We start from the raw sequence: 25,442 nt of genomic DNA, 5'->3' as shown, positions 1-25,442 counted from the left end.
TGTTTGATTTCTAGTTGAATGAAACAAAAGTATACCAAGATTTGTATTTTATATGTAGTTCTAGCTACTTAAGTCAAGGAATAAACATAAAAAATAACCCAACACATTGCTGCATTGGGTTATTTCTTTAGTGTAAAAGACTATCTTATTACAATAAACAGGTTGCTTGATCCGCGTTGAATGCTAAGTGCAATCACACCTTCGCTGTCTTCAATTTCTTTCCCTAGCTCGACTGTGGTGTTAACGCGTTTACGGTTAACTGCTAGTAGGATATCGCCTTCGCGAAGCCCTGTTCTGGCTGCAGGAGATCGTTCAATGACTTCTTCAACCAAAACACCTCTAATGCCTTCGCGATCGTAATTTTGTAAGCTAGCGCCTTCTAGGGCAGGGTGCATGTCTTTGGCTTCTGCTACAAGATCATCAGCTGCACCTAAGACTACGTCAACCGACATTTCTTCACCGTTTCTAAACAGCGTTAGGTTAACTTTAGTGCCGGCACCCAAACTACCAATCTTACCTCGAAGTTCTGAGAAGCTATTAATACTGTTACCGTCGATAGCAGTAATAATATCACCTGACTGAATACCTGCTTTTTCAGCCGCAGAATCAGCAGTAACTTCATTTACAAAGGCACCTTGATTGGTTGGAGAATTCATTGCTTCCGCTAAACCTGCGTCCAGGTCACCGCCGAGAATGCCTAATAACCCACGTCTAACTTCACCAAACTCAATAATCTGATCAACCAAGTTTTTCATCATATTGCTTGGAATGGCAAAGCCTATGCCCACGTTGCCGCCGTTCGGACCGAAGATGGCAGTATTAATTCCCACTAACTCGCCTTTTAGATTTACTAGTGCACCACCAGAGTTACCGCGGTTGATGGCAGCATCGGTTTGGATGAAATCCTCGTAACCACCTATATTTAAACCACTGCGACCAAGGGCACTTACAATCCCAGAAGTAACCGTTTGGCTAAGACCAAAAGGATTGCCTATAGCAACTACGAAATCGCCTACACGAATCGTGTCGGAATTAGCCAATGGTAATTCTGCCAGCCCTTTAGGCTCAACTTTTAATAAAGCAATATCACTTTGCGCGTCAGCACCGAGTTTTTCTGCTTCAAGTTCACGACCATCGGTTAATTTAACGATAATTTTGTCAGCATTATCAACCACGTGATTGTTAGTAACTACATAACCCTTTTCTGCATCAATAATAACGCCCGAACCTAAACCTCTAAACGGTCGTTCACGTACCTGCTCTTCAGGCATACCAAAGAAGTACTTAAACATTTCTGGTACTTGTTGCCTTGAAGATTGTGTCCCCTCAACTGCAATGCTGACAACTGCGGGAGTTGCTTTTTCCAGCATTGGTGCGAGCGATGGGGTTTCTTCTTTTGAAAAGAACGGGATACCTGCATGTGCAGATGCAATTACAAAACAAGAAACTGCCACTGAAAACGTGATCGTAATACGTTTAAGCATTTTATTCATTTAATCTCTTACTCCTGATATTAACTACCCCTTACAGACCTAAAGTAGGGGTCATTAGTTCAGAATCCAAGTGCTTATTTTGTTAATTTTTCTTCATTTGAGTTGCCAACAAACAAACCCGAGCCAGAATTAGAAAAATCTAAGGGTTGGGCTTCTGTAGTTTGGGCAGAACGTTCAACGGCACTCAAGTCTTTACTGTTACGCAAAAATAAGCTTGTGTGCTCACCGAAAAAGGCGTTTGAAGAATCAGCGTTGTTGCTTTCTTGAAGGTTGGCTTCAAATGCATTTAGTTTATTTTGCATGTTTTGTAACTGCACTTGCATGCTTTCAATCGCTTCTCTGCTAGATGCAATGTGTACCTGTGCTTTTTGCGCAACTAATTGTTTTATTTCGGTTTCAGTTTCTGCAATTTGTGCAGATTTGTTATTTGCTTTACCGGCTGCTACTTTATATCCTGCGATACCGCCCACAGCTAAACCAACCAAAATACCAACAACAATACTTATGGGTTCCATTTTTTACTCCGGAAAATCTTTATGGCTAGATCATTGAACAATAACGGGGACTATGCAAGCCAATATTGCTTAATTTTGTGTTAAGTGAGTATAATCTGGCATCTTTCGCAACGCCAGAATTAGAAAACAAGGTTTACTTAATGACCCCGTGGGAAAAGTATCAAGATGACTTGACACTTATCGAGTTTCAACACGATCCAGCGCAAGAATACGCAGTTAAAGAGCTTCAGCGTTTATACGACGAGTTGACTCAGCCAAGAAAAAAAATCACATGGCGAGTGAAATTAGCTGAAAAGTTTGGAAAAGGTATGACGCGTCCAAGTATTCAAGGGATATACTTCTATGGCGGCGTTGGTAGAGGCAAAACTTACTTGGTAGACACTTTCTATGAATGTTTACCATTTAAGAAAAAAATGCGCGTGCATTTCCATCGATTTATGCACCGAATTCATCAAGAATTGAAAGCCCTTGATAAGCAATCTGATCCGTTAAAAATAATCGCTAGAAAAATAGCCTCAGAAACTAAAATAATTTGTTTCGATGAATTCTTCGTGTCGGATATTACCGATGCCATGATTTTAGGTACTTTGCTGCAAGAGCTTTTTGCACAAGGCATAGTGTTGGTGGCGACTTCTAACATAGTACCAGATGATTTGTATAAAAACGGATTACAACGAGCCAGATTTCTTCCGGCGATTGAGCTAATTAACCAAAATACCCGAGTGATTAATGTCGACAGCGGTGTTGATTATCGCTTGAGAACCTTAGAACAGGCTGAGATTTATCACTATCCATTAGACGATGATGCTCAAAAGAATCTGGACAAATATTTCGAATTGTTGGCCGCTGAAAAGTGCTCAGATGAAAACCATATTGAAGTAGAAGGACGTAAAATTCCGGTTATAAAAAAATCGGAAAATGTCATTATGTTTGAGTTCAGGGCGTTATGTGACGGTCCTAGAAGTCAAACTGATTATATTGAGCTAAGTCGAGAGTTTAATACTGTATTAGTGGCCAATGTTGAGCAGATGAGCGAAAACATTGATGATGTGGCTCGCCGATTTATTGCCATGGTAGATGAGTTCTACGAACGAAAAGTAAAGTTGATTATCTCCAGTGAAGTACCTATGGAAAAACTGTATAGCAAGGGACGATTGAATTTTGAATTTCAGCGTTGTTTAAGCCGTCTTCAAGAAATGCAATCGCACGCATATTTAGCATTACCGCATTTAGCATGATAATCACTTCATAGTATTCAAACTAATTTGTATAATACGCGCAACTAAAGGTGAATTAGCACCTTACCGCTTTAAAAAGAAAAGAAGAGAATAAGATGGGACGAAGTTTCGAAGTAAGAAAGGTAGCGATGGCCAAGACGGCTGCGCAGAAAACCAAAGTTTATTCCAAATATGGAAAAGAAATTTATGTGATTGCCAAGAATGGCGGACCAGATCCTGAAGCAAATTTGTCATTAAAACGTATGATAGAGAAAGCGAAAAAAGATCAGGTACCAAGTCACGTTATTGATAAGGCAATTGATAAAGCAGTGGGCGGTGCCGGTGAAGACTTTACCCCGAGCCGCTATGAAGGCTTTGGACCTGGTGGTTGTATGGTTATTGTCGACTGTTTAACTGACAATGCTAACCGCACAATTACCGATGTACGTAATTGTTTTACTAAAACTGATAGTAAATTAGGTGCACCTGGCTCAGCCTCTCACATGTTTGATCATTTGGCTATCTTCCGCTTTGCTGGCGATGATGATGAAGAAGTACTAGAAGCGCTTATGGAAGCCGATGTAGATGTGCAAGACGTCGAAGTAGAAGACGGAGCTGTAACTGTATTTGTTCCACATACTGAATTTTTCAAAGCGAAAACCGCATTAACAGATGCCTTTGAAGGTATTGAGTTCGACGTAGAAGAAATCAGTTTCGTGCCACAAACCCAAACCGAAATCTCAGAAGAAGATAGACCAACCTTCGATAAATTTATGGATATGCTAGAAGATTGTGACGACGTACAAAACGTCTACCACAACGCAATTTTATCCGAATAATGGAGCCGTAGTTCATTCTCCAAAAACAATGGAGCCGTAGTTCATTTTTTCAACTTCTTCGGCGCCCCCGGCGTAAGCTTGCCAAACTTGATCCCAAGTTTGGCACTTATCCGAGCGATAAAATCATCACTCCCAATGGGATAATTGTGTTTTGTAAACAAAGTAAACTTTTTAATTTCCTCAGATGATAAGCCCTCTGTAAACAAGGCTTTGTAATTGTTTAACCTAGTTTCTTGGCTTTTACCCAAAGCTAAATACTTTTCATGCGGCGTAATGCACTTTATCTCTTTACCTAGAGCGTTGGCGTGATAGCTAGACCAGGTGTAATTTGCTGGATTCCCAACTATATTTGCCCGCACAGGGTTTAGCTCAATATATCTGTAGCAGTTCAACAGATATAATTCAGAATCGATAAGACTTGCAAAGTGTCGGCCTCCCCATAGCGCGCCAGTTCTTTCGTATTTTTGATTAAAATAGTAGACATACTTTTTACCCATAAGCTGCATTACTCTTGAAATGCCAATTTTTGTTGATGGCGTCATGAGAAAATGCACATGATTTCCCATTAGAACATAGGCATTTAACGCTACTTCGTATCTTTCTATAGCTTCCGATAACAATGACATGTAATAGGCACAATCGCTATTATCTAAAAAAACGCGTTGTTTATTATTTCCCCTTTGCACTACGTGTGTTGGGACGTCCGGTACATAAACCCTTTGTCTTCTTGGCATAACTTTCTCCTTATTAAAGCCTTAAGCGTACTGGAACTAAAGGAGGTAATCTCATGTACTTTGATACAGAAAATGAACTACGGCTCCATTATTTTTGGAAAATGTACTACGACTCCATTGTTGTTGGGTGGTATACTGTCAGGGAAGTCAGCCAGACAATCGCTGCTTAGATAGCTTGCTAGATAAGGGGAGGAAAGTCCGGGCTCCATAGGGCAGAGTGCCAGATAACGTCTGGGCGGCGTGAGCCGACGACAAGTGCAGCAGAGAGAAGACCGCCAAGCTTGCTTGGTAAGGGTGAAAGGGTGCGGTAAGAGCGCACCGCGTCACTGGTAACAGTTGATGGCGAGGTAAACTCCACTCGGAGCAAGACCAAATAGGTTTCCATAAGGTGCGGCCCGCATTGGAAACGGGTAGGTTGCTTGAACAAATCAGCGATGATTTGTCTAGAGGAATGATTGTCCGCGACAGAACCCGGCTTACCGGCTGACTTCAATTTTCCCTTTTATCTTTAAATCGCAAGCCCCCATCCGTTAATCTCATACAAGATTGCATTCTACCTGTTAATATTGCATAAATTAGAACTGTAACAGCATTTCCAACGTTTACTGTTAAGTAATCTTTTAAAGCTATAAAACATATATGAGGTTTGTAAGTGGGATACGACAAAAATAACGAAGATGGCGAACATTTACTCGAGCTTAGGCATTTAACGCTTGATGATTTCCAACAAATTAAACAACTAATGAACATTGTTTATGAAAAAGACGGAGGCGCGTTTAGTAAGCGCAACTATCATTCGCAAATCAATACGTTTCCCGACGGCCAAATCTGCATTGAAGATAAGGGAACGATTGTAGCGGCTGCCTTCGCCGTTATCGTCGATTACGACAAATTTGGTGATAAGCACACGTATGAAGAAATCACTGGAGATGCCTACATCACAACTCACGATCCAAATGGAGATGTTTTATACGGTGTAGATTTCTTTGTACATCCTGATTATCGAGGCTTGCGACTGGGTCGAAGGCTTTATGAGGCGAGAAAAGAACTCTGCCGAAATCTTAATCTGAAATCTATTATGGCAGGTGGAAGAATTCCCAATTATTCAAAATATGCGGATGAAATGACGCCATACGAATATATTCAGCAGGTGAGAGAAAAAGAAATTTACGATCCAACGTTGTCATTTCAAATGGCTAATGGATTTGAAGTGAAACAGGTATTAAAAGGTTATTTGCCCGAAGACAAAGCGTCCTTGGGGTTTGCAACCTTGTTGCAGTGGCACAATATTTATTACGAGGCGGAAAAACCGGATTTGTTAGGAGGGGACAAATCCACGGCTCGAATCGGCTGTATTCAATGGCAAATGCGATATTTCCATGATGTAGAAGAATTGCTGCAACAGGTTGAGTATTTCATAGATGCATTATCAGATTATAAATGTGATCTTGCAATCTTCCCTGAGTTCTTTAACGCGCCGCTGATGGGGCTGCGTCCGACAGAATCTTCCATTGACGCAATTTGGCATTTAGCTGAATACACTGAAGAAATTCTAAGCGCAATGTCCAAATTGGCAGTGAGTTACAACATTAACATAGTAGCAGGCTCTATGCCGGTTATCGAAGAGAACGATGATCTGACCAATGTCGCTTATCTTTGTCACCGCGATGGTCGAATTGAAAGCCAACATAAGCTGCACCCAACGCCACATGAAAAGCAAGAGTGGCTTATGAAAGGGGGCGATAAACTTACTGCTTTTGATACAGACTTCGGCAAAATAGGTATTCTAATTTGTTACGACGTTGAATTCCCAGAATTGGGGCGTCTTCTATCAGAAGAAGAAATTCAAATACTCTGTGTGCCCTTCTGGACTGATACTAAAAATGGCTATTTGCGTGTTCGCCGATGTGCGCAGGCTAGAGCGATTGAAAATGAGTGTTACGTGGCAATTGCAGGAAGTGTGGGGAATTTGCCAAAAGTTGACAACGTCGATATTCAATATGGTCATAGCGCAGTATTTTCTCCATCTGATTTTTCATTTCCGCATGATGCCATAGTGTCTGAAACCACGCCTAACACTGAAATGACACTTATCGTAGATTTAGATTTTGATAAGTTGAAAAAGCTCCAGAATGAAGGGTCTGTGCGCAACTATTTAGATAAAAGACGTGATTTGTATAGAGTGCAGTGGATAGGTGAGCGGGAAACCAAGTTAGTTTGATTAAGTTGGTTGGATAATGAACTACGGCTCCATTGTTGGTGGGGGTGTGGAGGCTAATGGATACGTGGGGTGTGTGGGCATGGAAAAATGAACTACGGCTCCATTATTTTTTTTAGATGATGCCGAGTTCTATGGCTTTTAGGACAGCTCGGGTGCGGTCACGCACGCCGAGTTTGGCTAAAATACTAGAGACTTGATTTTTAATCGTCCCTTCTGAGCGAAATAGGCTTTCCGCCATCTCTTTGTTGCTGCAACCTGCGGCCATAAGCCGTAATATTTCGGTTTCTCGTTTACTTAAGGCTTCTGGCATTTCTGCAGATTCAAAATTGGACGTTTTGCCTTGTAACCCTTGCAGTAATCGTTCAGTAATCGCCGGTTGTATTAAGGTGTTACCAGCATGAACGGTTTCAATGCTTTCAACCAAGGTTTCCAAGGAAACATCTTTAAGTAAATAGCCTTTTGCTCCGGCTTTAATGGCTTGCATCACTGACTCATGGTCATCAAAGGTGGTAAGCATAATCACTGGGATGTCTAAGCCTTTTTGATTCATTGCTACTACGGTTTCTATGCCATTTTTTACTGGCATACGAATATCCATTAATACAATGTCTATCTCCGGTGTTTGTTCAATGAGATCTAGGGCTAACTGGCCGTTTTCGGCTTCTCCGACGATTTCAATTTTATCGGAAAGGCTTAAAAGACTGTTAATGCCCTGACGCACCAACATTTGATCGTCAACGAGAAGTACTTTAATCATTTTGTACCTTAGGAATTTGGATGCTCGTTAAAAAATGGTCATTTTCTAGATGGAAACTGACGTTACCCGCGAGGGCTTTGATACGTTCTTGGATTCCCTTCAAACCATTGCCTAGATGGATTTTATCCGGCAAATTACCGTCATTCGTAATCACAACTTCAAGGCCGGAATTCATCTTGGTTATTTTAACCTTGAGGTGCTTACCATGTGCATGCTTTAAGGTATTGGTAATCGATTCTTGAATGCACTTGATTAAGGCATCGGCAACTTCCATATCATTTATTTTAATCTCTTCTTCAATATCAATGTCTATTTCAATTTGAGGCAATTTGTTACGGATTGTCTCAATGGTGGATGCTAGATCAATACTGCCTTTTGTACGAATATCGCTCACCGCTTCTCTTACGTCGCTTAACAAAAGTTTTGATAATTGGTGGCATTTTTCAATAGTTTCTTTGACTTCTCCTTGAGATTGGCGACTTGCTACTTGCAAGTGAATACTCAAGGCCGTTAAGTGATGACCTAATAAATCATGAATATTACGTGCGATTCTTACTCGTTCGCCTTGTTTTACTGCCTGTTCTAACAAAGACTGTGTGCTGACCAAACGCAAATTTGCAGCTTCGGCTTCTTCTCTAGCTTCTTGCTCCTTGCGAACGGAACTCACCATAATGAAAGCGAAAATATTGAAGGTCCAAAATAGCAATGAAGACACCATAGTAGAATTTTGGTGCCAATAAAATTCGTAAACAAAATAGAGGGGTAAAGAGCACAATGAAACAAAGACTAACCCCGTTTTCTTGGGAAAATAATAAGCAAAGATGCCACAAGCAATGCCCATGAGAATGCTTGCAAATGAAAATGGCGATACGAAGTAAATACCTATCACAATTGAAATTAATACAGCGACCGAAATTATTTTCCCTTTTAGGCTGGCTAATAATTTATTTTTGGAGGTGCTTAACAACCATACAATTATGTAAACGACAAATAGCACTGTCGCAATGATGATATGTAATGTTGGACTATTAGCAACATCAATCATCAAATAAATAGTAAGCGCGGCCACTACGAACCAAGTGATAACGGCTGATATGTTGTCAGCTCTAAAAAAAGATTTCACGGATGCACTACCTGATGTTTTTTATTAAGCCTAGCATGGAAAAAATTTTCTTGGCATAGGTAAAAAGTCATAAAAATAATCGTGACTTTTGCCACTGATGCGAACCCTTTCGTTTTATTACTATGATAACTCGAATCAAATGTCACGAGGACAATATCATGGTTTTCTTACACACGGGTTTATTTTGGATGCACATAACCGCTGGTGCAATTGCGCTAATACTCTTTTGGGTGCCTTTATTTACCCAAAAAGGAAAACTCAATCACGTACGTTACGGGCATTATTTTAAAACCTGTATGTACATAGTCGCGGTAGCTGGATTTCTCATGGCCGCGTTAGTCATTTATGACCCTCTGGCAATAAAGTACGAATATGCGAATAGGGAAAACGCCCAAGACATAGCGGCATACCTGCGGGTATTTTGGGGATTTCTTGGTCTGCTGGCGATTCTAACCTTTGTGACAACTCGCCATGGAATAAAAGTGCTAGAAGTCAAAGACGACAGAAGTTCTTTAAAAGCAATTAATTACTTAATCGCACCTGTTTTTCTATTTATCGGCGGTGTCATTTATTTTTATTTTGGTATTAGCAAAAGCTTCCCTTTGTACACAGTGTTTGGTGTTATCAGTATATTACTGGCGATAAACGTGCTTAGATACTGCTTAAAAAAACAGGTAGCAAAGCGTAGCTGGATTCTAGAACACATAGGTTCACTTTTGGGCTCAGGTATAGGTGCTTACACCGCATTTTTAACCTTCGGTAGCCGCAGATTACTCGACCTAGGAGAGTATCAACTTGTGGTCTGGATTGCACCAGGCGTTATAGGAAGCATAGCTTCGTACATCTTATGCAAAAAATACAAGGGATTGTTCAGAGTTCAAGTGGCTACTTAAACACCAAGAAGCATATTTATGGGCTAGCTCTCTGCGACTAGCCCTCTTGCTAATATCTTGTTTGATAACAAGGACAAGAGTTCTAACTCCTCATCACTTCGTTTGCCATCCACCGCTGTAATCGACATAGCAACTTCAAATGCGGTTGCCGCGTCAATATTAAGTTCATTGGCTAACCCTTTTAAATAGTCTGCACCTAATTGACTATCCAGGGCTTGGCGGGCGTCATGAATGACTTGGTTAATAAATGCAGGTAGGGCAATACCACTGTACCAGTGCATTTCTTCAATTGTGTCATTAAAAAAATCTTGTTCCGTTAATGTGACCTTTCCGTCTGCTTGATACAAAAGCACCATCATGCGGATAAGTGCTTCGTTGAACTGTTGTTGACTAACTAAATCTCTTAAAATCGAGTTTTCTACTTCCACTGTTCGATCTCCTAAAATATCGACTACTGCGACTCGGCTTATGCATAATAGTTCAAAAGTTAACAAATTGTTAATTTATTTTGCGCCGGGGGCGAGCATGGGGTTTTCAATATCCTGTAAAACCGAATGATTTTTTAATGCCAGTTGGCAACCTTGGTTGAGTATTCTGTGGCCTTCCGAGCAATCTACTTGCCATTGGCGAAGCACATAAGCAGCTAAGGCAGCTCGTACACGCATAACTTTTTGTCCATTTTGCATAGCAAAATCCATTTCTATTGCTCTAGAATTAGTAACACTAGGGTGGGGAATAAGCACCAAATCGACCATTTTGTTGAATTGTTGATCTGCAGACGCCAATTCGTGCTTTTCGCAAGGTAATCCAAGTTCCTTCACTTCAGTAAACCGTGTGCACACAAAATCTCTAAAACTTTTGGTTTTTCCATCAAAACCGCGTACATGCCATCTATGCCCATTATTTATAATGGCGTGGGGCACTAATCGACGCTGGCTTTCACCTGACGAAATTGACACGTATTTAACTGAACAGGCTTGTCGATTATGAATAGCACGCATAAGCGAAGCAATAATATTAATGTCTGGATGTATCAACTTCACCGCTTCAAAACAATGCTCGGAGGGCACGACCTCTGCAGTTATACCGTCACTAAAGCCTTTACTAACAGACTGTAAAATAGCATCAGCCGAGAAGCGAAAAATAGGTTTGAAAATAGCGGTTCTTAAATACTGCTTAGTAGAATGATCCAATATCAAATTATCAGGCGCTAACTCTTTATAGCTGGCGAAATCTCGCGTACTAGCTGCTAAGCCAGTCTGGAATCGATTAATCAGATCATTTCGTGAAAGACGACCAAAAAATTGCAGATTAAAATCGATAAAGGCCAGCCTTTCTCGTTGGGCACTAGAAAGCTCGGATAATCGCTGTTCTATTAAATGATGTGATGCTTTGGTACTCATTATGATTTTCTGTGCTGTATAAATAACAATGTGTATTTGTACAGATTCTAGAAGACCTTTGCCAGCATTTCAAATAAATTTAGCAAAATTAGCAATATAAAAAGCTGCTAAAACAGGTCGTTTCATTAATGGTGAATTTAAAGCAATGAAGAAGGAGGCAGTTAGCAAAGTAAAATAATAAAGAAGTGTTAACTCACGACAAAACACCAGCCGCTTTAAATAATTGAAAATGCACTTCTACCAAGGCATCAATGTCTCTTTGATAGCCACCACCAATTACCGCTGCAACTGGCAAACCTAATTTATCACACTGATCAAATACAAAGGCATCTCTGTCGTAAACACCTGCAGTACTTATGTCCAGGTGACCTAAATCATCATCAACATGAATGTCGACGCCAGCGTCGTAAATAACAGCGTCTGGATTGGCTACGTTTACCGCTAGTTGAAAGGCTTGCTCAAGGGTTTCTATATATTCATCATCCTGAGTCCCTTTTGCTAAGGGGAAATCCATGTCAGAAACTTGCTTACGGTGGGGAAAGTTTTTTTCACCATGCAAAGAAACGGTAAAGACCCTTGGGTTGTTCTCTGCCAATTTTGCTGTGCCATCGCCCTGATGCACATCACAATCAAATATAAGTACTTTATCAATCCCAGAGGCTTGCAGCATTTGCAATGCGGCGAGATAAAGGTCGTTAATCATGCAAAAGCCAGAGCCAAAATTTGCAAAGGCATGGTGATAGCCGCCAGTTAAGTTGATCGCCTTGCCGTGCTGTAAAGCCAATTCGGCGGTCAATACAGTGCCGCCAGCTGCTGTTAAGGTACGTTTCACCAATTGTTCAGACCAAGGAAAGCCTATCCGACGCATTGCTTTAGGATCTAAGGCGCCAGAGGTCAATAAATCAATATAACTAGGATCTAATACGCTAACTAATTGCGTTCTGGTTAAAGAGCAAGGGGTAACAAAGCGATTCTCCACAACACCTTCTTTCAACAATCTATCTTTGATTGCTTGGTATTTTTGAATAGGAAATCTGTGCCGCACGGGCAAGTCAAGCTGACTATAAATAGGGTGAAATACCAGTGGAAACTCGCGCATATTAAAATAAATTAATATGCGTTTTTACCGATAAAACCTTTAAAAACAGTAGCAAATATGATTTTAACATCTAGCCAAACCGACCATCTATGGATGTAATCTAAATCATATTCTACACGTTTTACCATTTTATTGATGGTTTCAGTTTCGCCTCTAAAGCCGTTAATTTGCGCCCAGCCGGTAATGCCAGGTTTTACTTTATGGCGCAACATGTAACCTTCAATCAATTTACGATACTGCTCGTTGTGAGCCACGGCGTGCGGGCGAGGACCAACAATTGACATGCGGCCTTGTAGAACATTAATAAACTGTGGTAACTCATCCAAAGAAGTGCGTCTTAAAAATGCACCAAAAGGTGTGATGCGTGCATCGTTCTTTGTGGCTTGCTTAACTTCTGGCCCATTATCTTCAACTGTCATACTTCTAAATTTGTAGACTTTTATTTTGCGTCCATCTAGCCCATAACGGAACTGTTTAAATATGACAGGACCTTTCGAAGTTAACTTAATGCCAATAGCGATACCTAACATAATAGGCGCTATCATAGTCAAAATAATGGTCGAAAAAACTAAATCTTCGGTGCGTTTCAATACGTTGTTAGCACCTTGGAATGGTGTATCAAACACACTCAGGGTTTGCACGGCACCTATCGTCTGCCAGCGAGCGTTAAGTAGGTTGTAAATAAAGAAGTTTGGAATAATATACACATTACAAGTTGTATCGCTGCACTGATTGAGAATTTCCATAATGCGGCTTTCAGCACTCATGGGCATTGCCACATAGATATAATCGATTTTTCCTGCTTTTGCAGCAATGATGGCATCTTCAATGGTGCCTGCCACTTGATTTTGCCATTCATGGGTTAATCGTTTTTCGTCGCGATCATCATAAACACCGTACAATTGAATACCCAATTGCTCGTTATTAATAATTTGTGTCATCAGGTTATAACCTGAAGCGGTTGCTCCAATGATGGCTGCAGAACGGCTATTGCGTCCTTGTTTACGGACAGTAAATAACACTTCTCTAAAAATTAAGCGCCAGATGGTGAGTGCAGGAAGACATAAAAATTGCCAAATAAAAACAATGTTCTCTGGTACTTCAAAGTTGTCACCGAAGAAATAAGCAAAAAGAATCAAGGCAAGTAAGGTGATGACCCAAGTAACAGCGGTCATTCTAATTAATGCAGTGGTACTTTGAGTACGCCAAGAACGATAGAGATCTAAGCCTTCAGCACTGATATTGAATACAATAATACCGACCAGCAAAATGATAGAGTTTTCGGTATTGATGGCAATGTCGTTGGCATGCAATACGAAGTAGAATAAAAAGGTAATAGCCACTAAATCGATCAACCGATAAACGGTTGCAAAGCTACTTTTGTTGGATTGAATAATGCCACCGCGATTATTCTTGTTAACCTTTTCTTTCATAAATTCCTTAAATAAGTCTTCCCTGAACTAAAAATTGCACCTTTTAGGTGAAACTTTTTCCACCTTTTTAACTACTAACATTAGAAACGCAATAAAAATGCCATTTTTAATAATTGTATAGGTGATGCGATCTAAAAATAAAGCAGTATCTGACAAGATTCACAAAACTTTTATACTTTTTACAAATCTGTTGCTAATCATAGACACTTAATATGAATTTATAATGAAACTTTTGAAATCAATTGGTTAACTTGCTTTACCTAGGATATACTTGGACAATTGTTCAATTTGCAATGCACTGGCATGTAAACTGCAACCTACTTTTTAATATTCACCACCTCATTATTTTAGTGGTGGTAAATTTTAAATTTATAGTTGGATTGGTCAAGACGACATGCAGTAATCCAATTAACTTCAAGATGAAAGGAAATCATGAAAAATTTACCCAAAAAAATCATACTTACATCTACCTTGGTCGCTTGTACAACGGCGTACGCACAGCAATTTGAAGATGCAGCCAGCATGGAATTTGGCGGGTTTGACTTCACTCCAACAGTAGATCTTGGTCTGGAATATGATGATAACGTAACCCAATCTAACACTGACGAGATTGATAGTTGGTCTCGTACTATTGCACCACAATTGAACTTATTTACCACCTATGGTGCAAGTGATGTTGAGTTTTCATATCGTTTAGTAAACAGAGATTATTTTAGCAGCGACACTGATAATTTTACCGACCATTTTCTGCGTGCGGCAACAAACTTGGAATTAAATGCTAGAAACCGAATTCGCGCTTCTTTGAATTATGAAGATGGTCATGATGCTCGTGGTACAAACTTTTCGATTGGTCAAGGGCAAACGTTAAGCGAACCGGACCAATATAAGCAGAGCGAGCTAGATTTTGAGTATTCTTATGGTGCGTTTAACGCTGATGGACGTCTTGATCTAAATGTTAATCTGTTAGACAAAAACTATGATTCCGATAGCATTATTTATCAGGCTAGAGACCGCAAATACTCAACGCTTGGCGGTACATTCTATTACCGAGTTGGCGCAAATACAGATTTAACCTTTGACGCATACAGAACCTATGTCGATTATGATATAGCTTTAGATAACGCCAACCCTTTAGACAGTGTTCAAGACTCATTCTTAGTAGGTGTGGATTGGGAAGCAACAGCAAAAACTTCAGGTTTTGCTAAAATCGGTTATCAGACGAAGGATTTTGACTCCGCTTTTAGAGAAGATTTTAGTGGTGTTGATTGGGCGCTCGGAGTTCAATGGGAACCTCTTGAATATTCTAGTATCGAAGTCAGTACCGAATCGAATACAAATGAAACCAATGGGGAAGGTAACTTTATTCGCGGTAACGTACATTCAATTGAGTGGAGGCATGATTGGTTGGAGAGAGTGAGATCCACAGTTGGATTTGCATATTTGAATAATAGATATGAAGGACAAATAGTAGATGGATTTGATGTCCGATCAGATAACGATGTCAGATTTAATGCCTCGGTATATTATCAGTTTCGCCGATGGTTGAATTTTGAACTAACATACAGACATAACGAAAGAGACAGTAATAGAGAACAAGTTGAGTTTGATCGAAATCGATTATTGTTAAATGCCTTCATAACGTTGTGATTTTTATAAAAGGTGGTACCAAAATTATGCGCAAATACGCTGCAAGTTTTATTTGGTGTTTTATGACACTGCTGTGTTTAGCCTCCGGTTTTGCTCAAGCTCAAGAACCGGCACAAGATGCATATTCTCTAGGCTCTGGTGACGTGATTAAAATAACAGTTTTCGGCCAGGAAGATTTAACCCTAGAAACTCGTCTATCAAATATTGGCAATATTAAATATCCTTTTCTTGGAGAAATTAAGCTTATTGGGCGAACAGTAGATGAAGTTGAACAACTAATAGACCAAGGATTGAGGGGTGACTATTTAGTCGATCCATCTGTTTCTGTGACTGTAATTGAATATCGCCCTTTCTTTATTGATGGTGAGGTTAAAAAGCCCGGTGGCTATCCTTATCAACCTGGTTTGTCATTCGATCGTGCTGTGGCATTGGCAGGTGGCTATACCGAAAGAGCCAATAAGTCGCTAGTATTTGCAAAACGAGTCGTAAACGGACAGGAAACAACGCTAGAACTTGATAGCAACTATATTGTTTATCCTGGTGATATTATCACTATCCCATCCCGGTTTTTTTAATTCATTTCGAGCCAATTAATGTCAAAGCAATCTCAAGAACAACTAGAAGCCAAGCTGTTTGACAGCGATGTAATTGACTTCGGTCAATACGTACAAACTATCAAGCGCTATTTATGGAGAATAATAGGGTTAGCGGTGTTTTTAACACTTCTAGTAGGGTTAATAGTGTTGTCTATGACACCAATTTACTCGGCAAAGGTATCGCTACTTATTGAATCCGAACAAACTAACATTTCGCCCGTTCAGGAACTTATTGGGCTCGACTCGAGTAGAAAAGAATATTTCGAAACCCAATACCAAATTCTTCGTTCGCGTCAAATCGCAAGTAGAGTCGTGGAACGCATGCAACTGCAGGATAACCCGCATTTCGACAAAGACGTGTATGAAGCGAATAAAGGTACTTTCGAACAATTAACCAGCTCTATTAAAGAGTCTGTTCGAGAAAGTCTACCTTTCTTACCGCAAAAGGAAGAGTCAGTAAAAACTGAAGAAGAGTTATTGGAATCTAGAAAGAGTTTTGCAATTTCGAAACTTATGCAAAGTACTAGTGTTTCACCAATAAAAAATACTCAAGTGGTTGAAGTTACTGTTGAGTCGCCTAGTGCGTCATTAAGTGCTGAAATCGCAAACAATATAGCAGACGTGTACATTGAAAATTATCTTGAAGCCAAGTTAGAAATGACGGAAAAGGCTACATCTTGGTTAAACGAAAGCTTGCAAGGTCTGCGAGATAAACTTGACGAAGCGGAAGGCAAGTTGTCTGAGTTCTATGAGAAAAATCAAGTGGTTAATATTGACGGTGTCGTAGGCTTAACATCTGATCAAGTGCAGCAGTTAAGTGACCAACTACTGGATGCACAGATTAAATTACAACGAGATAGAGCCGTATTTGAACAAATTAATCGAGGGGACGTTTCTCTCAATGAGTTGGCAACATTACCAGAAATTCTAAATCATCCTTCTATTCAGAATGTGAAAAGAGAAGAAGTTGTAATGCAGTCGAAGGTGTCTGAATTACGAGAAGTTTACGGTCCTAAACACCCTAAAATGATTTCTGCTAATGCTGAACTAAGTTCTTTAAGAAGCAGCCTAAGACAACAGATTGATAACTTAGTGTCCGGTATTAATAGCGAATTTAGAACTACTCAAGGTAAGGTTGAAGCCTTACAGCGAGATTTGGAAACAGCAAAAAGCGAATTAAGAAAGTTATCAAGTTTGGATAACCAAAGAAGAGCGCTTCAACGCGATGTTGATATCAATCAGCAACTTTATGATTCCTTTTTTACTCGATTAAAAGAAACAGATCAAATCGGCGGTTTCGAAACAGCTAATGCTCGTATTTTAGATGAAGCGAAACCACCAATTGCACCGTCTAAGCCCAAAAAGGCACTGATAATTGCTGCTGCATTTGTTCTTAGTTTTGGATTTGGAGCCTTCATGGCCCTTGTTCTAGAAGCACTGAACAGTGGGATAAGATCTACAGATGACGTTGAAAGAAAATTATCTCAACGCATGTTGGGAATTATTCCTTGGGAACCCCATAAACGTAAAGAGAACCTACCTGTAAAGCACTTTTTCGATCCTGCACATCACATGTTCAGCGAATCAGTTAGAACGCTTAGAACCAGTTTGCAATTACTTAATCTCGATAAGCCTTCTAAATCGATATTGGTTACCTCAAGCGTGCCAAAAGAGGGCAAAAGTACAGTTTCAATTAACCTCGCCTTTGCGTTAGGACAATTAAACAAAGTACTGCTATTAGATACTGATTTAAGAAAACCCTCCATTGGAAAACTATTCAAATTGCCAGGATTTCAGCCTGGTTTAGCGAACGTGGTTGCGGGTACGCACAAGCTTGAAGAATGTATTGTACATGACGAAGATGCCAATATTGATATTCTAGCGGCCGGTACTTTACCACCTAATCCTCAAGAACTTTTGGCCTCTGAAAAATTCAGCGCGCTTATGGATCACTTGAAACGCAAATACGATCATATCGTTATTGATAGTGCACCTACACAAGCTGTCAGTGACGCTATTGTGGTATCAAAACAGTGTGATTCACTTGTGTACGTGGTAAAAGCTGATAGTACTAGTTCTAAGATAATCAACAATGGTTTGTCTCGGTTTATTGAAATCGGTCATCGAATTGACGGTGTGGTGCTTAACCAAGTGGATTTGAAAAAGGCGCGTAAAACAGGCGAATATGCAGGGTTTTACGACCAGTACGGATACAATAGTTATCAGCAAAACGACGCTAAAACTTGATAGATTTACACAGTCATATATTGCCAGGGATCGATGATGGCGCTAGTTCAATTGAGGAAACCTTAGCGCTAGCTAGACAATCAGTAGACGCTGGCGTTACTCATATGATGTGCACGCCACATGTCAATCTAGGCATATTCGACAATGATAAGTCATCAATTGAAGCTGCTTTTGAAGTAGCCTGTAGAGAAATAGCAGCAGCTAAAATTCCGTTGAAACTAGCATATGCAGCTGAAGTCCGAATTTGTCCTGAAGTGACTACTTTATTAGGCCAAGATAAACTTATGTTTATTGGCGAATATGAAGGAAAACGAGCACTATTGTTAGAGCTACCCCACAGCCATATTCCCGCGGGCACTGATACATTAGTGAGATGGCTGTTAAAACAAAATATTCAACCAATCATTCCACATCCCGAAAGGAATCGAGAAATTCTCGAACAGTACGAAAAAGTGATCTGGTTAAAAAAATTGGGATGTATTTTTCAATTGACAGCTGGAGCCCTGACAGGAAGTTTTCGAAATATTGTCCGAGAAGCAGCGTGGCAAATGCTAGAGGATAAACTTATTTGTTATATAGCGTCGGATATACATAATTTACATAAAAGGCCCAATGACATGGGGCTGGCCTATACAGAAGTAAAGAATGAATATGGGGAATCTACAGCGCAAAATTTATTTGTTAATATTCCCAGAAAACTAACTGAGAGAATTCAATGGAAATGAGTACTCGTAAAAGAAGATCTTCAAGACAAAATAAGTCCAAAAACCGCTTTTTGAAATTGAGAGATAAAGCAACTGCTGATATTGGCATTCCTAATGGCTTGAACTATTTCTTAATGTTTATTTGCGTAGTGGGTTTTATTAGCGCTTTTCGATTTGGAACAGCCAGTTTAGATTTTTATTCAGTTCAAAACAGCATCGATATATGGAACAAGCAAAAGAATGTCCAAAGTGAAGAAGATTTTTTAAAAGCAAAGTCGTCGATACTCACAGCAAAATTTATACATTTTTCTCACCCGCTTTATGCTGACATCACTGGACAAGTATTAGAATGGGGAGTCGTCGCTGGTTATTTAAAACCCGAAAGCCTAAATGACGCTAAATCTGCTTATCTAAAAGCAACTAAGTTAAGACCTTCATGGCCGGTAACCTGGGCATCATTGGCAATGATTAAATGGCGGCTACAGCAGTTTGATGATGAAATGCTCCAGTATTTAAATAATGCGAATACTCTTGGACCTGTAAAACCTGAAGTGCATAGATTGTATGTTGAGCTTGGATTATCTCTTTACAATGCAAACCATCCATTTTTTATATCTATTCGAGATAGTGTAAAAGAGCGGCTAGTCTTAGGTTTGCGGAATAAAGAAAGTCGGCCATATATAATAGATTTTATTCAACGCACTAAGAGTAAAAAAACGGCTTGTCGTTGGATTGCTGACAAAGATACCTTCGTTAAAAAGCAGGTACTTAGTTGTGAATAATCTTATTTATACCCATTCTCAATTTTAAGCCGTTGGAAATCATTGCCAAACCGATAAAGACAACGAAATAGCAAGCATTAGCGTATCCTTGGAGCGGAAAATCTACGGTCATATGCAGTCCCATGCCTAAAATAGCCATACAAGAAGCAAAGCCAACCCCTTTGAAAATTGAATTCTTTCGTTTGTACATTGCTCTTAGGCTTTTATATAAAGCAAAAGCGGTAATACCACAAAGAATTAATGTACCTAAAAGACCGTATTCAATCACAAATTGCAGATAGTCATTGTGAGCATGGTCATAGAATAAGGAAAAGTTCGACTGTTGATATCCTGGAAAAACAGAATAAAAACTCCCGCCTCCGGTACCAAACCAAGGAAAGTCTTGAACAATAGGCATAGCTTCTCGAATAATTTCATCGCGAGTTTCTTGGTCAAGACTTGTCTGTTCAAGTCGCTGCTTAACTCTTTCTAAGCCAAAGTATGCGCTAACAATCAATAGATCTATGATAAACATACTCACAACTAAAATAAATAACCCTTGACTGCGATTGCGAATGAGTACTAGCGCCAATAGCCCTGTAATTGCCATAGAAGCAAAAAATGCAGTATTGCCCATTCTTGAGCGTGACATTACGAGACCAATAACCATTACTGCAAGGCAAATTCTAATAATAGCCTTGCTACTTAACATGCTAATGGCAAAACTGCGCATAAAATCTTTAGGCGATGAGGATTTCTCTTTTTCCAACGCTGTAACAATTAGCCCCACGCCAGCTGCCAAGCATAGCATTAAAAAGTTAGCAAAATGATTGTGATATACAAAGCTACCACTCGCTCTGTTATCAATCTCTAAGCCAAATATTAAACTGCTATCAAGCCCTAATAAAATTTCCAAGCTGCCATAAATAGCTTGAAATGTTCCACTTGCTACTATTGTTAGAAGAAGAAGGCGTAATCGATTTTCTGAATTAATTAATTGTAGTATAAGACAGAGTAAACAAAACAAGCTTAATAACTTTATGAAATTTATTGTGCTCTGACCAACATCGATGGACAAGTATTTGGATGTGGCGTTAGCCATCGCATAAAACTCATATGATTGGGGAGATAAAGTAGAAACTAAAACGTCAGGTAAACTAACGATCTGAATAACGGCAATTCCAATAAAAACCATCCACATGATTAACATGCTGACATATTTGTGCATGCCAGCGAACTTGTTGCCTCGGAGTTTCCAGGCAACTAAGAAGCTAAGTGCAAAAATGGCTAACTCAAAAAAACTCCATGCCCAGGGTCTGTTTGCGCCTAAAGGGATAGGGAGTAAGAATAGAATAGCGAGTAAAAAATAAAACGGTAGTTTTAAAAAGTCGTCCGATGAATTTGTGTTAGCTACCACGTAAATGTATGTCCAAAAAAAAGCCCCTATTCGTAGGGGCTTAGTTTACATTATCTTATTAATTAGTCGAGGCTGTTGTATCTCCGCCTCCGGTTCCACCAGCGCCAACGCCCGCTCCTAGGGGAGTAACTGCTACATCAGGACCTGCTGCCGGACCTGCTGCCGTGGCATCAGACACGTTCGCAGGATTTGCGCCAGCTTGAATGGCGGCAATCAAAATATCTTCAGGTGACATTACGCCAGCGAGTGCCGCACCATCATAAACTTCTTGTGCATAGTCAGGGTACAAGGTCACACCTAAGGTGATTGTTTGTACCGCTTTCTCAGGAAATTCCTCAGTAACGACTTTAATTACTTCCAACAGGCTATTAGACTCGATCATTTCAAGAAAAAAGGCCTGAGCGTGAGGCAAGTCAAATGCTAAAATAGACTTTGATTCTGCATCAACTATGGTCGCAGTTTCTTCAAGAGATGAGGCGATAGCGTCATTGACTGCAGGTTGGGCTTGTTTGCCATTTTCAATACTAGCCAGTATCTCAGAATGCAAATTAGTACCAGGCTGTGACGGATCTCCAAACGGTGAACTTACTGGCTCTTGAGCAACAGAAATCCCTGAGAAGATCACAAATACAAACAACAAAAAATTACGGCGAAACATGTTTAGTCCTTAGTTTTATAGGGAACTACTTAAATCCTATGGGCCTATTTTAAACCGTGTACAAAAGTTAATCAACAGCGATTACTGTGGAGTACCTATAAAATATCCTTGTACTAAGTCTACGCCCGCATTTTTAAGCCATTCCAATTCTCCTTCAGTTTCCACCATTTCAGCGATTACGTTGATGGAAAGTCCTTTGGCAATTCCGATTAAAGAATTAACAAAAAGTTGATTATCTAAATGTTGATCAATGTTGCGAATAAATCGACCATCGATCTTTAAATAATCAGGCATAATATTGCGTAAGTGACTAATGCCTGCAAGTTGAGCACCAAAATGTTCAACTGCTATCTTAATGCCAAGGGATTTAAGCTCTTTCACCAGATTTTTGATAAATTGGATATCTTGCACCAAGGCTCTTTCGGGTATTTCTAGCACTATCTTGGGGCAAATTGCACTGTGAGAGTTCAGTGTGTGTAAAAACCAACGAGAAAAACCTGCGTCTAACAATGAAAATCGCGATAAATTTAATCCTATAGCCACTTCACTAGTACGAGCCACCTCTAATAAATTGATCACAATTAGTTTGTCAATCTGGGTCGCAAAATCCAATTTTATTGAAGCCGGCATAAGCTGGTTCATGGGAACGCCCATGCTGTTCACTTTATTTGGAAGCCGAGCAAACCATTCTTGATATTCAATGCCATCATCAGCACATCGTTTTATGGGTTGCTGAACAAATTCAGCTGAACCTCGGGCCAATAGCTCTTTTATTTTTTCACGCCAAACTTCGTTAGAATAGTTCACAGCGTTATCTTGGGCTAGGAACCAACGATTTTCATTTTCCAGTGCGCTAGTAAGCGCTGAATCAGCTTGCTCTAATAAGTCTGCTAATTCTTGTCCTGTACTGAATTTAGTAACGCCTACATGGGCAACGCCCAAGGTATGCTCAGACTTCTCTATGCGCTTAGTCGCTTGAATAATGGCAGAGGCTATTTCGGTTGAGGTATTTTCGTCAATGTCTTCGATAATCAGGGCAATATCAGCGCCATTCATTCGATAAATTGAAAAGTGCTGTACCTTAGATGCACTAACTTCTTTAATCAGACTTACTAGGGAAGCCAAATATTGATCACCCGCCAGTCCGCCTAAACTTTTATGAATAGAGCCTAAGCTGGTGGCTTTAATAAAGAACAAATGCCCCTGCGCATGATTATTCGCGTCACTTAATAGCTTCATTATTGCCAGTTCAAAAGAACGTCGATTACCAGCGCCTGTGGTCATATCAACGTAAGCAAAACGACGATACTCTTCACTTTGTCGAGTAATTTGTGCAAACATAGTCGCCAGCTTATTCGACATTCTATTGAGTGCTTGAATTATGCGCGAAAACTCAGGGGTTTTGGGTTGTAAATTTATGGTATTAAATTCTTGATGACTAATTTCATCTGCTTGTTTAAGCACTGCAGCCAAAGGTTTAGAGACAACTTTGGATATTAATAACCACACAAACAACCCAGTAAGCAAAAACGCCAGAATAAATATAACAAAGCTACCTTGAGCATTGGCATACAGTTGTTGGTAACCTAAACCCACATTACTAACTACTAATAAATTCCCTTTAATGTTCCAGCCATCGTTAATTTGAGTCTCAGCCTCAGGTGCATTCAAGGGAAATAACGAGGTGAACCAGTCGGGAAATTGCTCGGAAGTCACTGGATTACTCATAGTAACCAAAACTTTGCCATCAGTATCGGTTAATACAATTTTTTGATAATAACCGCGATCAAAAATCGCTTGTTGCATGGTTTCTACTATTGCTAAATCATCGTCATTGCCTATATAGGGAGTAATCGATAAGCCCAATGAGGTAGCTGTGTCTTGGGCATGAGATTCTAATTGCTGCTCTATATATTCTCTGGTGTTTTGAATATTCAGCCAAAGCGTACCAACAAATATCAGTAATAATATGAGAAAAAAGCCAATGCCAAGTTGTTTAGATAGTGACATCGCTAGCTCCTTGAGTGCCTTTTTTTGGTGCAAGTTGTGAGTGATGAATATTATGCATGGTTAATATCCTTGTTGCATACGTGAATTTAGTTCGATCCACATGCTATTGTTGTTTTTCCCTCGCATTTTACGCCCTGTGCCTTGTGACTTAGCTAGCCATAGCCCATCACCGTTAAAACTGTAAATAGGGATTAAATCACGACGCTTTGATGCTGGCAAAATTTGTTTATTTATATTATCTAAAACTAATGGTATTGAATTTGCTTTATCGTAGTAAGCTAACACCATATGAGGCTGACGAACAGGACGAGTTGCTGTAACATACATGAGCCTTAGTTTTTCTTTGGGAACACCCATGGATACCAAGGTGAAATATTTTGCAATGGCAAAGTCTTCACAGTCGCCTGCATAGGTGCCTAAAAATTCAATTGGCGTGGCCCAGTAATCTTGTTGCCCCCAATGAGAGAAGTCATCAACGAAGTTTACCTTGTTAAAAAAGCGATTAACTTCAAAAAGTTTGTCTTCAATAGTTGCAGCACGGTTTTGTTCAATTATTGATTGCCAATATTTAACTTGTTGATGAGCTGCATTACCGTATTTTGATGCAACATAGGCATATAATTTATCGGAAAACTTGATGTCGGAAATCGACTTTCCTAGCGCGAGCAGAAGCACAATAAGGCTTAAAATTTTAACTGGTCGAGCTATAAACATATTGGAAGTATGGTAATGTGCAATTGAAATATGGAAAGTTATAAGTATTTAACGGTTTGTGTCATCAAAACTTAATGTTTTATGGGATAATTAGCTGAGAATTGTATTGGTAATCATCAATAGCATTCTCAAATTTTGAATTAACCGCTTAGGGAATGCTTAATAAGCAAGGAATAAACAAGGCGTATGAAATTAAGTGACGTGCAAAACGTTGATGTTGGCGGTGTCTCAACTGCTTGTATTGATAGAAAACAGTTAGTTGAAATAATGGTTTCGTCTATCAGTGAATACCGAGACGGGCAAAGAACAAACCCGGTGGTTATTTTTGATTCGAACGGACATGGTATTTCCATGGCGAATTCGGACATAGAATTCAATGAAGCGCTAAAGCAAGCCGACATCATCCATGCTGATGGGCAAAGTGTTGTTAAAATGTCGACTTGGGTCAAAGGGCCTAATATTCCAGAGCGCAGTGGAACTACAGATACAATTCACGATGTTGCGACTATGCAGCCGAATCCTATGCAACATTTTCTATTAGGTGGAAAAGAAGAGATAGTGCAAAGCTGTGCTTCGATACTGTCTAAAAAATACGATAATTTTCTAATAGCTGGCATTCATAACGGCTATTTCTTAAATAAAAATGAAGAAGAAGTTATTGAGTTAATTAATAAAAGTGGCGCAGATGTTCTGTGGGTAGGTTTAGGAAAACCATTAGAGCAAAAGTGGGTAATCGAAAACAAAGATAAATTAAAAGTACCGGTTATTATTACCTGTGGTGGTTGTTACAACTATGTCACCGGAGATTATGCTAGAGCGCCGATGTGGATGCAAAATCTAGGGCTTGAATGGCTGCATCGTATGTTAACAGAGCCTAGAAAATTATTTTGGCGTTACCTTACAACAAACCCCCATAGTATTTATTGTGTTTTAAAGCATAAATATAAGTCTGAGCGTTAGT

The 25,442-nt window shown here is 39.7% G+C and carries 23 protein-coding genes and 1 other RNA gene; 11 read left to right on the top strand and 13 right to left on the bottom strand.

Going from position 1 to position 25,442, the window contains the following annotated elements; translation table 11 throughout:
• Positions 1 to 140: 140 nt before the first annotated feature.
• Together ACNKW3_RS08330 and ACNKW3_RS08325 are read right to left on the bottom strand one after the other, a co-directional pair.
• Entirely contained in the window at positions 141 to 1,493 is a 1,353-nt protein-coding gene (locus ACNKW3_RS08330; RefSeq protein WP_427398824.1) for a DegQ family serine endoprotease, read from the bottom strand.
• A 74-nt stretch (positions 1,494 to 1,567) separates the two neighbouring features.
• Positions 1,568 to 2,008: a ZapG family protein gene (locus ACNKW3_RS08325; protein ID WP_427398823.1), complete on the bottom strand. Its 441-nt coding sequence runs from the start codon at positions 2,006 to 2,008 to the stop codon at positions 1,568 to 1,570.
• 140 nt (positions 2,009 to 2,148) lie between these two features.
• On the opposite strand from ACNKW3_RS08325, the gene zapE reads away from it, so the two are divergent.
• A complete protein-coding gene (gene zapE, locus ACNKW3_RS08320; protein WP_427398822.1) occupies positions 2,149 to 3,246 on the top strand; it encodes a cell division protein ZapE in 1,098 nt (365 codons plus the stop codon).
• A gap of 95 nt (positions 3,247 to 3,341) precedes the next feature.
• Positions 3,342 to 4,064, top strand: coding sequence for a YebC/PmpR family DNA-binding transcriptional regulator (locus tag ACNKW3_RS08315; protein ID WP_427398821.1), 723 nt, complete (start codon positions 3,342 to 3,344; stop codon positions 4,062 to 4,064).
• Between the two features lie 41 nt (positions 4,065 to 4,105).
• Here ACNKW3_RS08315 and ACNKW3_RS08310 read toward each other — a convergent pair whose 3' ends face one another.
• On the bottom strand, positions 4,106 to 4,798 hold the full coding sequence (locus ACNKW3_RS08310; RefSeq protein WP_427398820.1) for a transposase: 693 nt from the start codon (positions 4,796 to 4,798) through the stop codon (positions 4,106 to 4,108).
• Between the two features lie 143 nt (positions 4,799 to 4,941).
• On the opposite strand from ACNKW3_RS08310, the gene rnpB reads away from it, so the two are divergent.
• Both rnpB and ACNKW3_RS08300 read left to right on the top strand, forming a co-directional pair.
• Positions 4,942 to 5,293: RNase P RNA component class A (rnpB, locus tag ACNKW3_RS08305), an RNA gene on the top strand.
• Between the two features lie 157 nt (positions 5,294 to 5,450).
• A complete protein-coding gene (locus tag ACNKW3_RS08300; RefSeq protein WP_427398819.1) occupies positions 5,451 to 7,019 on the top strand; it encodes a GNAT family N-acetyltransferase in 1,569 nt (522 codons plus the stop codon).
• Between the two features lie 112 nt (positions 7,020 to 7,131).
• On the opposite strand, the gene ACNKW3_RS08295 is transcribed toward ACNKW3_RS08300, so the two are convergent.
• Together ACNKW3_RS08295 and ACNKW3_RS08290 are read right to left on the bottom strand one after the other, a co-directional pair.
• Positions 7,132 to 7,776 (bottom strand): response regulator, encoded by a 645-nt coding sequence (locus ACNKW3_RS08295; RefSeq protein ID WP_427398818.1) that lies wholly within the window; start codon positions 7,774 to 7,776, stop codon positions 7,132 to 7,134.
• Positions 7,769 to 8,899 carry a sensor histidine kinase gene (locus tag ACNKW3_RS08290; RefSeq protein WP_427398817.1) on the bottom strand — a complete coding sequence of 377 codons (1,131 nt, stop codon included), beginning with the start codon at positions 8,897 to 8,899 and terminating at the stop codon, positions 7,769 to 7,771. Before ACNKW3_RS08290 ends, ACNKW3_RS08295 begins: the two co-directional genes overlap by 8 nt.
• Before the next feature lie 158 nt (positions 8,900 to 9,057).
• Here ACNKW3_RS08290 and ACNKW3_RS08285 point away from each other — a divergent pair, with 158 nt between their 5' ends.
• A complete protein-coding gene (locus ACNKW3_RS08285) occupies positions 9,058 to 9,792 on the top strand; it encodes a hypothetical protein (protein WP_427398816.1) in 735 nt (244 codons plus the stop codon).
• 23 nt (positions 9,793 to 9,815) lie between these two features.
• Here ACNKW3_RS08285 and ACNKW3_RS08280 read toward each other — a convergent pair whose 3' ends face one another.
• The 4 genes from ACNKW3_RS08280 to ACNKW3_RS08265 form a co-directional block, all read right to left on the bottom strand.
• Complete coding sequence (locus ACNKW3_RS08280; RefSeq protein WP_427398815.1) at positions 9,816 to 10,220, bottom strand: TerB family tellurite resistance protein; 405 nt, start codon at positions 10,218 to 10,220, stop codon at positions 9,816 to 9,818.
• A gap of 75 nt (positions 10,221 to 10,295) precedes the next feature.
• Complete coding sequence (locus ACNKW3_RS08275) at positions 10,296 to 11,195, bottom strand: WYL domain-containing protein (RefSeq protein ID WP_427398814.1); 900 nt, start codon at positions 11,193 to 11,195, stop codon at positions 10,296 to 10,298.
• Between the two features lie 193 nt (positions 11,196 to 11,388).
• Positions 11,389 to 12,294, bottom strand: coding sequence for a histone deacetylase family protein (locus ACNKW3_RS08270; protein WP_427398813.1), 906 nt, complete (start codon positions 12,292 to 12,294; stop codon positions 11,389 to 11,391).
• Positions 12,295 to 12,305: 11 nt separating this feature from the next.
• Complete coding sequence (locus ACNKW3_RS08265) at positions 12,306 to 13,727, bottom strand: undecaprenyl-phosphate glucose phosphotransferase (protein WP_427398812.1); 1,422 nt, start codon at positions 13,725 to 13,727, stop codon at positions 12,306 to 12,308.
• A 432-nt stretch (positions 13,728 to 14,159) separates the two neighbouring features.
• On the opposite strand from ACNKW3_RS08265, the gene ACNKW3_RS08260 reads away from it, so the two are divergent.
• The 5 genes from ACNKW3_RS08260 (at position 14,160) to ACNKW3_RS08240 (ending at position 19,703) form a co-directional block, all read left to right on the top strand.
• Complete coding sequence (locus ACNKW3_RS08260; RefSeq protein ID WP_427398811.1) at positions 14,160 to 15,374, top strand: outer membrane beta-barrel protein; 1,215 nt, start codon at positions 14,160 to 14,162, stop codon at positions 15,372 to 15,374.
• Between the two features lie 62 nt (positions 15,375 to 15,436).
• Positions 15,437 to 15,949, top strand: a complete 513-nt coding sequence (locus ACNKW3_RS08255; protein ID WP_427398896.1) for a polysaccharide biosynthesis/export family protein — start codon at positions 15,437 to 15,439, stop codon at positions 15,947 to 15,949.
• 18 nt (positions 15,950 to 15,967) lie between these two features.
• A complete protein-coding gene (locus tag ACNKW3_RS08250; protein ID WP_427398810.1) occupies positions 15,968 to 18,217 on the top strand; it encodes a GumC family protein in 2,250 nt (749 codons plus the stop codon).
• Positions 18,214 to 18,942, top strand: coding sequence for a tyrosine-protein phosphatase (locus tag ACNKW3_RS08245; RefSeq protein WP_427398809.1), 729 nt, complete (start codon positions 18,214 to 18,216; stop codon positions 18,940 to 18,942). The genes ACNKW3_RS08250 and ACNKW3_RS08245 overlap by 4 nt, the downstream gene beginning before the upstream one ends.
• On the top strand, positions 18,939 to 19,703 hold the full coding sequence (locus ACNKW3_RS08240; RefSeq protein ID WP_427398808.1) for a VpsP family polysaccharide biosynthesis protein: 765 nt from the start codon (positions 18,939 to 18,941) through the stop codon (positions 19,701 to 19,703). The genes ACNKW3_RS08245 and ACNKW3_RS08240 overlap by 4 nt, the downstream gene beginning before the upstream one ends.
• Here the strand turns inward: ACNKW3_RS08240 and ACNKW3_RS08235 are convergent.
• The 4 genes from ACNKW3_RS08235 to ACNKW3_RS08220 all read right to left on the bottom strand — a co-directional run bounded on the left by ACNKW3_RS08235 (position 19,690) and on the right by ACNKW3_RS08220 (position 24,442).
• Positions 19,690 to 21,099, bottom strand: a complete 1,410-nt coding sequence (locus ACNKW3_RS08235) for an O-antigen ligase family protein (protein ID WP_427398807.1) — start codon at positions 21,097 to 21,099, stop codon at positions 19,690 to 19,692. The genes ACNKW3_RS08240 and ACNKW3_RS08235 overlap by 14 nt on opposite strands.
• Before the next feature lie 58 nt (positions 21,100 to 21,157).
• Positions 21,158 to 21,757 carry a hypothetical protein gene (locus ACNKW3_RS08230; RefSeq protein ID WP_427398806.1) on the bottom strand — a complete coding sequence of 200 codons (600 nt, stop codon included), beginning with the start codon at positions 21,755 to 21,757 and terminating at the stop codon, positions 21,158 to 21,160.
• An 81-nt stretch (positions 21,758 to 21,838) separates the two neighbouring features.
• Positions 21,839 to 23,767 (bottom strand): bifunctional diguanylate cyclase/phosphodiesterase, encoded by a 1,929-nt coding sequence (locus ACNKW3_RS08225; RefSeq protein WP_427398805.1) that lies wholly within the window; start codon positions 23,765 to 23,767, stop codon positions 21,839 to 21,841.
• A 60-nt stretch (positions 23,768 to 23,827) separates the two neighbouring features.
• Positions 23,828 to 24,442: a transglutaminase-like cysteine peptidase gene (locus ACNKW3_RS08220; RefSeq protein ID WP_427398804.1), complete on the bottom strand. Its 615-nt coding sequence runs from the start codon at positions 24,440 to 24,442 to the stop codon at positions 23,828 to 23,830.
• Between the two features lie 225 nt (positions 24,443 to 24,667).
• Between ACNKW3_RS08220 and ACNKW3_RS08215 the strand changes: the two genes are divergently transcribed.
• Positions 24,668 to 25,441: a WecB/TagA/CpsF family glycosyltransferase gene (locus tag ACNKW3_RS08215; protein ID WP_427398803.1), complete on the top strand. Its 774-nt coding sequence runs from the start codon at positions 24,668 to 24,670 to the stop codon at positions 25,439 to 25,441.
• Position 25,442: the final 1 nt, after the last annotated feature.

It is taken from the genome of Glaciecola sp. 1036 (genome assembly GCF_050306235.1).
Lineage (GTDB): Bacteria > Pseudomonadota > Gammaproteobacteria > Enterobacterales > Alteromonadaceae > Glaciecola.
Note: the sequence above shows the minus strand (reverse complement) of the source record. Positions and strands in the feature narration are given on the sequence as shown.

Bases quoted from the DNA above. Each gene is read 5' to 3' on its own strand.
- ACNKW3_RS08330 (WP_427398824.1), bottom strand. From the start codon at position 1,493: ATGAATAAAATGCTTAAACGTATTACGATCACGTTTTCAGTGGCAGTT.
- ACNKW3_RS08325 (WP_427398823.1), bottom strand. From the start codon at position 2,008: ATGGAACCCATAAGTATTGTTGTTGGTATTTTGGTTGGTTTAGCTGTG.
- zapE (WP_427398822.1), top strand. From the start codon at position 2,149: ATGACCCCGTGGGAAAAGTATCAAGATGACTTGACACTTATCGAGTTT.
- ACNKW3_RS08315 (WP_427398821.1), top strand. From the start codon at position 3,342: ATGGGACGAAGTTTCGAAGTAAGAAAGGTAGCGATGGCCAAGACGGCT.
- ACNKW3_RS08310 (WP_427398820.1), bottom strand. From the start codon at position 4,798: ATGCCAAGAAGACAAAGGGTTTATGTACCGGACGTCCCAACACACGTA.
- ACNKW3_RS08295 (WP_427398818.1), bottom strand. From the start codon at position 7,776: ATGATTAAAGTACTTCTCGTTGACGATCAAATGTTGGTGCGTCAGGGC.
- ACNKW3_RS08285 (WP_427398816.1), top strand. From the start codon at position 9,058: ATGGTTTTCTTACACACGGGTTTATTTTGGATGCACATAACCGCTGGT.
- ACNKW3_RS08275 (WP_427398814.1), bottom strand. From the start codon at position 11,195: ATGAGTACCAAAGCATCACATCATTTAATAGAACAGCGATTATCCGAG.
- ACNKW3_RS08270 (WP_427398813.1), bottom strand. From the start codon at position 12,294: ATGCGCGAGTTTCCACTGGTATTTCACCCTATTTATAGTCAGCTTGAC.
- ACNKW3_RS08265 (WP_427398812.1), bottom strand. From the start codon at position 13,727: ATGAAAGAAAAGGTTAACAAGAATAATCGCGGTGGCATTATTCAATCC.
- ACNKW3_RS08260 (WP_427398811.1), top strand. From the start codon at position 14,160: ATGAAAAATTTACCCAAAAAAATCATACTTACATCTACCTTGGTCGCT.
- ACNKW3_RS08255 (WP_427398896.1), top strand. From the start codon at position 15,437: ATGACACTGCTGTGTTTAGCCTCCGGTTTTGCTCAAGCTCAAGAACCG.
- ACNKW3_RS08250 (WP_427398810.1), top strand. From the start codon at position 15,968: ATGTCAAAGCAATCTCAAGAACAACTAGAAGCCAAGCTGTTTGACAGC.
- ACNKW3_RS08240 (WP_427398808.1), top strand. From the start codon at position 18,939: ATGAGTACTCGTAAAAGAAGATCTTCAAGACAAAATAAGTCCAAAAAC.
- ACNKW3_RS08230 (WP_427398806.1), bottom strand. From the start codon at position 21,757: ATGTTTCGCCGTAATTTTTTGTTGTTTGTATTTGTGATCTTCTCAGGG.
- ACNKW3_RS08225 (WP_427398805.1), bottom strand. From the start codon at position 23,767: ATGTCACTATCTAAACAACTTGGCATTGGCTTTTTTCTCATATTATTA.
- ACNKW3_RS08215 (WP_427398803.1), top strand. From the start codon at position 24,668: ATGAAATTAAGTGACGTGCAAAACGTTGATGTTGGCGGTGTCTCAACT.